Consider the following 5,455-nt stretch of genomic DNA (forward strand, 5'->3'; position numbering starts at 1 on the left):
GTTGTTGAGGCTCATGGCGAGGTCGGGGAGGTGGGTGTCGGGTCGGGCGTCGGCCAGCTCCCGGCGGATGTCGACGGCTTCCTGGATGGCGGTCAGGCCTTCCTCGGGTCGTCCGAGGTCCCCGAGCCGGTTGGCGAGGTTGTTGAGGTAGCCCGCGAGGTGGGGCAGACGGCCAGGATCGCTCTCGGTTTGTATGCGGTACGCGGTGGCGAGGCGCTGGGCGAGGTGCGCGGCCCAGGGCGCGAGCGTGTGGCTGGCGTCGGGGAGCCTGCCACTGAGTTCCCCAAGCAGGCGGAGCGGGGTGGCCGGGTCGTCGGTGATCTGCCGGAGGGCGGCCAGGAGCGGGCCGGGACGTTCGGTCTGGGTGGCGGTGTCGATGGCGGCGGGGGCGAGCGTGCCGGGGTGCCGGACGATCAGGGTGGTGAGGTGCGGGCCGAGCCGGCCCAGGGCGGGGTGGGCGGCGGCGCGGGCGTAGAGGGTGAGGAACTGCTCGGCCTGTTCCTCCGTAATGCCCGCGGCGAGGCACTCAGCGAGGCCGGGGTGCTGGTCGAGATGGCGGCCGACGAACCGCTCCGTGAGCCGGTCGGGCTGCAGCAGACCCCAGGTACGGTCGCTGCCGGCGGGCGGGTAGACGGCGGTGATCCAGGCACGGACGCCGACACGCCGGTCGTGGGTCTGGTCGTCGAGCCCGGGCACCCGTTTCAGGACGGCATCGGCTTCGTCCCGGTCGCGGGCACCGAGAAGGAAGGCCGCGGCCAGCGCGTCGGTGAGCGTCTCCTCACCCAACGCCGGCACGAGCCCGCGCACCTTGGCCGCAGCGCTCCAGTACCGGCGCTCGTGGAGCAGCAGCCGGTCCTCCACCCCCGGCGCCGTCGCGGCTTCCCCGCCGTCGGTATCCCCCGTGTCCCCCGTATCCCCAGTGTCGCCTGTGGTCTGGGTGGCGGTGTCGAGGAGGTCGGCCAGGGCGGTCATGTGCAGGGTCAGGGCGCCGGCGAGGCCGGCCGCGTCGACGGCACGGTCCCGGTCCCGGAGCCGGTCGGCGAGGGCGGGCCAGTCGTGGTGCTGCCAGCCGCGGACGGCGGGCAGCCTTTGGGCGTAGCCGTCGACGGCCTCGCGGTAGGCCTGGGTGCGGGAGTGGCCGGGGTCCGGTTCCAGGGGTCCGAGGGCGGTGGCGGGGGCGCCGTCGAGGAGGTCTTCGGCGCGGGGGGTGGCGGCGTGCAGGGCGGGCCACCAGTCGCCGGCGGTGCGGGCCAGCATCAGCAGCTTGAACGGGTCGTTGCCCCGGTGGCGGCTGGCGGCGTCCAGGAGTGCGAGGAGCTGGGGGGTGCGGGTCTCGGCGTAGTCGATGACGACCAGGAGCGGACGGGCCGCGCCGGCCAGGACCGCCAGGTCCGCGGGGGAGGCGTCGGTGTTCAGCCACAGCACCTGGAACCGTTCGGCGGTGAGGCGGTCGGCGAGGTGCTGGGCGAGGCGGGTCTTGCCCTGGCCGCCGGGGCCGTGCAGGAGGCGGGCACCGAAGCCCGGCTGCCGGCTCCAGGCGAGCAGCCGCCCGAGGAGCTGGTCCCGGCCGCGGAACGGGACGATCTGGCGCCGGGCGTGCAGCAGCACGGCGGGGGAGCGGAGCTGGGTGTCGACCGCGTCCCGGGTGTCGTCGAGGTGCTGCCACTCCACGGCCTCCAACACCGTCCCGGTTCCCGCTGCGTGTTCGGCGAGTACGGACCGGAATGCGGGGTCGTGGAGGAGGACGTAGGCGGGCACGGCCTCCAGGGTGGCGTGGGAGCGTCCGGCGGGGTCGCAGGCGATGACACCGGTGAGCAGGTCCCCGCAGAACAGCGCGGCCCCCGAGATCCCGCCCCACGGCGACTTCCCGTCCCCCCGCCCCGCCGGCGGATGGCCGTCGACGTTCATGACGTACCGGTTGCCGACATCCCGGTCACCAGGATTCAGACGGCCCGCCGGATGGAGCTCCTCGGTGGGCCGGCCCGGGCGCTGGACCAGATCGGGAGCACCCCAGGTCTCGCACGCCGTGCCGGGCCAGGTGGTCGCCAGCCGGCCCCACCGCACCGGCCCCCCACCCGCAGGCGGTGCCCAGGCGCGGTCGCCGACCAGCAGCAGCGCGGCGTCGTCACGCCCGCCGGGAGTCCCCCGCCAGAGGACCCGCGCCGCGCACGACGGCACCTGCCCCGGGCGGAACACCGACACCGTCCCGCCCGGCTCGGGGACGACGTGAGCGGAGGTGAGCACCAGACACGGTGCGACCACATACCCGGACCCCGGACCACCGGAGCCCCGCACCACCACGACCCGGTCCTTCTCCACCCCTGCTCCCCCACCCCTTCCGACCTGCCGTTACCGTCCCCTGCCGGGCCGTCAGTCCTCGATGCGCCCGGACACGTCACCCGGCCCATCGGGACGGTCCTGGTCGCCGTGGACCAGAAGGTCGGAGCCGTCCGCGTTCTGCGGCGTCAGGGTGACCTTCACCTTGTGGGTGCGACCACGCGCCGCGCCGGCCTCGACCCCGGCGGTCACCACCCAGGCCTTGAAGCCGGCCTTGACCTTCGTGTCCACCCGCAGCTCGACGGCGAACTCCAGTTCCACCGGGCCGACCTTGAACCCCAGGCCCTGGCCCGCCCCGCGCGCGGCCGCCTCCAGCAGCTCGTCCCGGACCACCGCCACCGCGTCCGCCAGCTCAATGTCCACAACAGACCCCAACCCTCCGGCCGGCCAACGCGATCCGCTGCCGGTCCTGCCAATGAGGCCACCCACCGTAGGGACAGCACCACACCCACCACAACACACGAGATCAGAGCGTTCCGTGATTGGCGGGTGCGTGTCGGCCGGGTGGCCGCTGCACTGGCCTTGCTTCTTCTGTGCGTCCGCCTGGTGGCGGCCGCGTGGGTGGTTGGGGGCGCCCCCCTGGGGGCTTGGTGCTGACTTCCTTGGTGGTGTTGCACTCCCTGCGGTGGCGGACCGCCAGGGGTCCGCCCGGCTGATTACGGTCGGCCGGCGCCGACGGTCTCCCCGGTCCGGTGGTCGCCCGGCCCGACGGTCGGGGCCAGCCGCTGCTGGACGGGAACTCCCGGCCGACCGCCCTGCTGACGGCCGACGGGTGACCATGGGGGAGTGAACCCGGGCCGAAGAGTTGAGACCGGACTCGGGTAGCGGTCACCACGACCTTGGCGTCGTGTGCCGGGAAAGGCGATGGCCCGCCAAAAGCGGGTGCGCTAGATATTGTGCGCGGTCAATTGACCGAGGGTGATTATGTCACTTCGAATGAACCTGACAATCCCCGGTCGGGACAGTGGCGGTCACATAGGCATTGCTGGCAACTTGGTCACCAGGCAAGCCAAGAAAGTTGACGGCCTGTCGAAGCGTGCGCGCTAGATACCTTTGGCCAATCCCTTGAATTGGAGATTTCAATGGACATTCGCAGCGGCCGTCCCGCCGACGAAACCTCGACCTCCGCGCGCATCGGCCGGAAGGGCCTCGCAGCGGCGCTCGCAGCAGGCGCCTTCGCCGTCAGTGTTCTCGCGGCCTCGCCGGCATCCGCCGATGTGGTGGCCACGGGGTGCAGCAACAACGCCATTTCCATTGCCAAGGCCGGATATTCCACCCAGTGCTTCCTCTACAGCAACGACGGGTCGAAGACTCTTCGCGTCGGTGACTGGTACAACCAGGTCGGCTCTGGCGCTTACAAGATCATGGTCGTCTGGCATGATCTGTCGACGGGCAAGGTCTACGACGACGCGGTTGCCCCGCACAGCTACGACTGGCAGCCGAGCCCCCAGAGCGACCTGGTCTCGATCACTGTCGTCTGACCGACAGCTTCCGTGAGCCGTAACGGCTGGGTTTTTCCTGGCCGCATCTCACAGGCATAGGACAGGCGGACGAGGTTACTTTCCGGCCGGTCGGGTCAGCTCATGCTGGCCCGACCGGCCGAACCATCGTCCCCTATGGGTTTTCTGCGATGGGTTTTCCGCATATCCAGCGATGGCGGTCGTAGTGACGATTCGCGCGATATCGTCAACGGGCTCGGGTGTTGTTCCGATGGCGTTCCGTCGGGGATAGGGACAGCTGTTGTTGCGGGTTTTCCTGACGCTCATTTCCGATACGGTGCCATTGGTGGCCTGATTCGCTATTAGTGGGACTCCGGTGGGCCCGCCCCAGGGAATGCCCGAGTGCCTCGCGGTGCCGGTCGCGTCGATGGCCGCCGTCACGTCCGGGCCGAGGGGCGAGATGAGCGCGCCGGCGCTGACCGCACTGGTCCGGCCAGCCGGTCGGCTCACCGCCGCAGCCAGGGCCCGACCGCGCCGAGCGGCACTGTGCGGGCCCGCGCCGGTCCAGCACCCCCCGGGCGCCGGCAGACTCGCCCCGAGCCACACAGGGACGGCCAGGAGCCGCCGTGCGGCCGTCGCGGGACCAGGCGCCCGTGATGGGCGGCGTGTGGGTTGCGGTGGTGGTGCGCCGCCGGTTTTCAGTGGCCGGGGTGGTGGTTGTTGCTGGTCAGTGCTTTGTGTCGCTGAACGGTGGTGCCGTGTTCGTGCTGAACGGTGGTGTCGTAAGCCGGTGAAGCTCTGACGGCGCTTGTGACAGGGGCGGTGGTCTGCACGGATGCCGGCGTGGCTGTCCGGCAGTGGTCATCCGGGCCGCTTGGCGCTGGCTGGCCTGCCTGCCTGGTGGTCCCGGTTGTTCCGGGCGCGGCGGTCCTGCCTCGCGCGGTGTGCGGCTGGAATTGCGTCCGGTGTTTATGGGTGATTCCCACCTGAGGGCTGGGCCTTTTTCTGGGGTGGTGGCTGCTACCCGAATTTCGCGTCATATCGTCAACGGCCGGGCCGGTCGGCTGCCGCTGTTCTTGATGGAAAGTCAGGGCGGATGCCGGGGCCGATTCCTGGGATTGCACAGGCGCGGTGGTGATGCGCGGTCAGATGGGCATGGGGACTGTGGCTGGATTGGCTGATGCCGGATTCCTGATACATGGCCAGAGTGGAATCGGAGGGCTTATCAGGGGTCGGGAGGGGCCGCTTCGGTCTAGACCACTTGTACCGGTGTAGACCAATAGCATCGGGGGTCTGCATGGTTCGGGCCGGGGCTTGCGTTGGGCCCGGCCCGGTGACAGGATGTGAGTGTGGTCGGGGTTCGGGCCCCGGCCCCGCGTCCGTCCGGATGCCGACCCGCAGGCCCTGGACACCCCCCTCTCCCAGTCAGCCAGCGCACGGAGTGCGCCTCACCTCAACCACGTCTGACCAGCAGAAATGTCACCCCAGAGGCCACTGTACGAGCCCCTGTCCGAACCCTGGCCTGGCACGAGGGTCACCTGCCTCGAGGCTCCGGCCGGAGGCCGGCCCCCGGAGCGGAGCGGAGGGGGACCACCCTCCGTCACTGCGTGACGGAGTCACGCAGCGTCATTCCGTCACGTTAGTGACGGCGCGTCATGTCTGCGGAGCAGACGGCGCGC

Annotated in this window: 4 protein-coding genes; 2 read left to right on the top strand and 2 right to left on the bottom strand. The window is 70.8% G+C overall.

All coding sequences use genetic code 11. The features are described 5' to 3' along the window. Together ABD330_RS31870 and ABD330_RS31875 are read right to left on the bottom strand one after the other, a co-directional pair. A partial coding sequence (locus ABD330_RS31870) for a P-loop NTPase (RefSeq protein WP_344469798.1) occupies positions 1-2,319 on the bottom strand: 2,319 nt, incomplete at its 3' end. 51 nt (positions 2,320-2,370) lie between these two features. Then, positions 2,371-2,700 carry a trypco2 family protein gene (locus ABD330_RS31875; protein ID WP_344469799.1) on the bottom strand — a complete coding sequence of 110 codons (330 nt, stop codon included), beginning with the start codon at positions 2,698-2,700 and terminating at the stop codon, positions 2,371-2,373. A 719-nt stretch (positions 2,701-3,419) separates the two neighbouring features. On the opposite strand from ABD330_RS31875, the gene ABD330_RS31880 reads away from it, so the two are divergent. After that, entirely contained in the window at positions 3,420-3,818 is a 399-nt protein-coding gene (locus tag ABD330_RS31880; protein WP_344469800.1) for a hypothetical protein, read from the top strand. Between the two features lie 614 nt (positions 3,819-4,432). Continuing rightward, a complete protein-coding gene (locus ABD330_RS31885) occupies positions 4,433-4,570 on the top strand; it encodes a hypothetical protein (protein ID WP_344469802.1) in 138 nt (45 codons plus the stop codon). Positions 4,571-5,455 lie beyond the last annotated feature (885 nt).

Source organism: Kitasatospora kazusensis (assembly GCF_039529945.1).
GTDB classification, from domain to species: domain Bacteria; phylum Actinomycetota; class Actinomycetes; order Streptomycetales; family Streptomycetaceae; genus Kitasatospora; species Kitasatospora kazusensis.

What these genes read in the sequence shown, in the direction of transcription:
- ABD330_RS31880 (WP_344469800.1), top strand. Translation starts at nt 3,420, where the DNA reads ATGGACATTCGCAGCGGCCGTCCCGCCGACGAAACCTCGACCTCCGCG.
- ABD330_RS31885 (WP_344469802.1), top strand. Translation starts at nt 4,433, where the DNA reads ATGGGCGGCGTGTGGGTTGCGGTGGTGGTGCGCCGCCGGTTTTCAGTG.